Annotated in this window: 4 protein-coding genes; 1 reads left to right on the forward strand and 3 read right to left on the reverse strand. The window is 60.5% G+C overall.

Annotation, left to right across the window (positions count from 1 at the left end):
* The 3 genes from VN887_00475 to VN887_00485 form a co-directional block, all read right to left on the reverse strand.
* On the reverse strand, nucleotides 1-691 hold a 691-nt coding region (locus VN887_00475; GenBank protein ID HXT38473.1), incomplete at its 3' end, for a DICT sensory domain-containing protein.
* A 49-nt stretch (nucleotides 692-740) separates the two neighbouring features.
* Nucleotides 741-1,037 carry a hypothetical protein gene (locus VN887_00480; GenBank protein HXT38474.1) on the reverse strand — a complete coding sequence of 99 codons (297 nt, stop codon included), beginning with the start codon at nucleotides 1,035-1,037 and terminating at the stop codon, nucleotides 741-743.
* A 116-nt stretch (nucleotides 1,038-1,153) separates the two neighbouring features.
* The gene (locus VN887_00485) at nucleotides 1,154-1,966 is read right to left on the reverse strand and encodes a hypothetical protein (GenBank protein HXT38475.1); all 813 of its coding nucleotides are present in this window, start codon (nucleotides 1,964-1,966) and stop codon (nucleotides 1,154-1,156) included.
* Between the two features lie 153 nt (nucleotides 1,967-2,119).
* Here VN887_00485 and VN887_00490 point away from each other — a divergent pair, with 153 nt between their 5' ends.
* Nucleotides 2,120-2,998: a uracil-DNA glycosylase gene (locus tag VN887_00490; GenBank protein ID HXT38476.1), complete on the forward strand. Its 879-nt coding sequence runs from the start codon at nucleotides 2,120-2,122 to the stop codon at nucleotides 2,996-2,998.
* The last annotated feature ends 44 nt before the right edge of the window (nucleotides 2,999-3,042 follow it).

Here is a 3,042-nt window from a genome sequence, read left to right on the forward strand (position 1 = left end):
AACGTTCGCCGGCGATCTGCAACTTGCGCAACGCGTCTTCCACGTTCTTGTGCTCGCGCGCAAACTCCGCGCCGAGCCGCTTGGCCGCCCGGTCGATGGCCTCCAGTCGCTCGAACTCGCGCAGCCGCGCCGCGCGCCCCGCGAGGATGTCCTCCACGTCCCGCCGCACGCGAACGATGAGGGTCGGGCTGAAGGTATAAAAGCCGTCGAATTGTTTCTGTTCAAAATGTTTCGCGCTGTTCGCCTGTCGGCAAACCACCATCGCCTGCAGGTGATGCCCCTGATACAGAACGGTCCAGAGTGGCGTCAGTGCCCTGTGGCTCGTGGCCAGGAACTTCAAATGACCGTGGCGCGGGGGACGCCGTCCTTTGGCGATGACACGCGCCTCCTCCAGCGTCGCGGCAAGCTGCCAGTAGCGTTCACGATGCGGCTCGAAATGCCCGAACTCCTGCATCGTCGCCTGAAGAAAGCCGTTCGCCTCCTCGAGCGCCAGCTCTTCGATGGCGTGGCTCGCAGCGAGGACGGCGTCGGCATCGAACCGGTAGAAATGGTTCTCGACCATGCCGGAAGAAATCGCGCAGGAGCAGGGTTTGCCTTTCTCGTCGGTGTTCCAGACCGACGAGTCCATGGGCAGGTAGTCGCGGACGTGGCGCAGGAAATCTTCGTTGGACAACGGCTTCTTCTTCGGCACAGGCGAAACTTAGGTGCGGTGATTCAGGCTGACAAGCGGAATTCCGTTTTCAATCGCCCAGCAGTTTCTTCAACTGATCGCGCGCGGCCGATTCGCGGGACTTTTCCTCCGGCGGCGGAACAAACACCCGGCGGACAAACTCGAAGTATTCGCAGAAATTGCCCACGTTTTTTTCAAAGACGGGTTCGGCGCGGCGGTCCCGGCACTGGTGGGCTGCGCGGGCGTCGTAGCTCACGCAATTCAGGCACACCCGCAGGTCGGCCCTGCACCGCGGACAGCTTTCGCCGCGGCCCGGCTGCCCGGACAGCGTCCATTGTTCTCCGCACTTCCAGCAGTGCCGCGTCACGGCGGAAAGTTTAGCAAATCACGCGGAGCTGACAACCCCTGGCGGAGATATTTCCGCGCAAAAACAAAACAGGCGCGGAACGGGTCCGCGCCTGCGACCGAACACGGGCGGCGCTCCTACGCGCGCCTCAAAAATGCGCGGCGATATACCGCGAATCCAAGAAGGCCAAGGCCCGCCATCGCCGCGTACTCGCGCGGTTCGGGAACGGGCGTAACCGTGGAGGAAACGGTCAGATCATCGATACCCAGACCGTGGTCGTTGCCCGTGTCGTTAGCGTCGAACCAACGCAGAAACAGTTCGTCGCCGGGATTCAACACCACGCCCGTTAAGAGAACGTTGGAAAAAATCGTTCGATTCGCAGCAGCATTGCCGTCCAATACTGCGGTGGTTGACGTATGCACGGGACTTGCAAAGTCGAGCGCGTTAAAAACGGTCCACGCTCCGGCACCAGGCGGATTGCCAGCGTCAGCACTGGTGATCGCGGAGCTGCTCACCTGATAACTGAACTGCAACGACTGCGCGTTTGTGTTGGCGTTTCTCCACTGCTCGCCGGTGTAGCTGATGGTAAAATCTTGAAGTGAGTTTCCGGTGTCATTTTGCAGCCGCACGCCATAAGCGAGATTTCCAGGCGTTCCTGAGGCGAGCGATCCAAGTGCGCGGTCTATTGGGCTAGTGGTGCTCCCGTAGCTGAACAAAGAGCCGGTAGTAGAGGTTCCGGTGCTGGCGATGTAGTTGGTCACCGGCGGACTAATAGACCTGTCCGCGTACCAGCCCGATAGCGTCGAATTATCGGTCCACGAGTTGGCAGTTCCCGAAGTCGCGAGCGTGTCGAAGTTCTGGGAATACGTGCCTCCGCTCAAAAGAACCTGAGCCTGGGTGGCCGTTACAAGGCAGGCTGCTAAAGCCACTCCGCAAAAAGCTTGTTTCATAAATTCCTCTTGGTCGTCGGGACTCTCGTGTCTGGTTGAACTGGAACGGCGTGGAGAGTCGCGAGTCCGCGCCGGAAAAGCAAGGCCCATTTGTTCACACTTTGATTATTTCGTGCATAACTTTTGCGTGCGATCGACACCCGGGTAATTAGCATGATGCCGATGTCTGCCGGCTATCAACAACTCCTCGATGCTGCGGTTCAACACCTGGAGGAACTCAAGGCGAAGGGTGTCAAACTCGTTTCCCTGTCGCCTGAAGCGCGGGCCTGGCTCGACTCCGGGCAATCAAGCCAGGTGTTCGGTTCCAGCCGCCCTTCAGCGCCTCTTCAGCCGGGTTCGCGCAAGGCTTTGCCGCAGGGTTCGGACGCGGCGGGTCCCGTGCCGGCCTCGTCTGCTACGCCGGATCGGGCCGCCAGGGAAGCTGCGATGGCCGATCTTCGTGCGCGCGCGATGGTTTGCCAGAAATGTCCGCATCTGGCGGCATCGCGGAAAAATGTCGTGTTCGGGGTGGGCGACATTCATTCGCCGCTGATGTTCGTTGGAGAAGCGCCGGGCGCAGATGAAGATGCTCAAGGTGAACCGTTCGTCGGAAAGGCCGGCCAGCTTCTCACCAGGATCATCCAAACGATGGGGTTCACACGGGACACGGTCTATATCGCGAACATTCTGAAATGCAGGCCGGATACGCCCGGGCAGTCCGCCGGCAACCGCAAGCCGAAGCCCGAGGAAATGAGCACCTGCCTGCCGTACCTGCTGGCTCAACTTGATATCATCCAGCCCCCGGTGATCGTCGCGCTCGGCGCCACGGCGGTCGAAGGTCTGCTCGGCAAAATCGGAGGCATCACGAAACTAAGGGGGCAGTGGCGGGAGTTTCGCGGCGTGCCGGTGATGCCGACATATCACCCGGCTTACCTGCTGCGCAACGAATCGCTCGGCGAGAAGCGGAAAGTGTGGGAGGACATGCTGCAGGTGCTGGAGCGGCTGGGCCGGGCGATCAGTGAAAAGCAGCGGAGTTATTTCTTGAAGGCGTGACACTCGTTACGCCCGGGCGGCTTCGAATCTTCTCTTGCTCCGCT

This window comes from Candidatus Angelobacter sp. (assembly GCA_035607015.1).
Classification (GTDB): domain Bacteria; phylum Verrucomicrobiota; class Verrucomicrobiia; order Limisphaerales; family AV2; genus AV2.

Bases quoted from the DNA above. Each gene is read 5' to 3' on its own strand.
- VN887_00490 (HXT38476.1), top strand. From the start codon at position 2,120: ATGATGCCGATGTCTGCCGGCTATCAACAACTCCTCGATGCTGCGGTT.
- VN887_00485 (HXT38475.1), bottom strand. From the start codon at position 1,966: ATGAAACAAGCTTTTTGCGGAGTGGCTTTAGCAGCCTGCCTTGTAACG.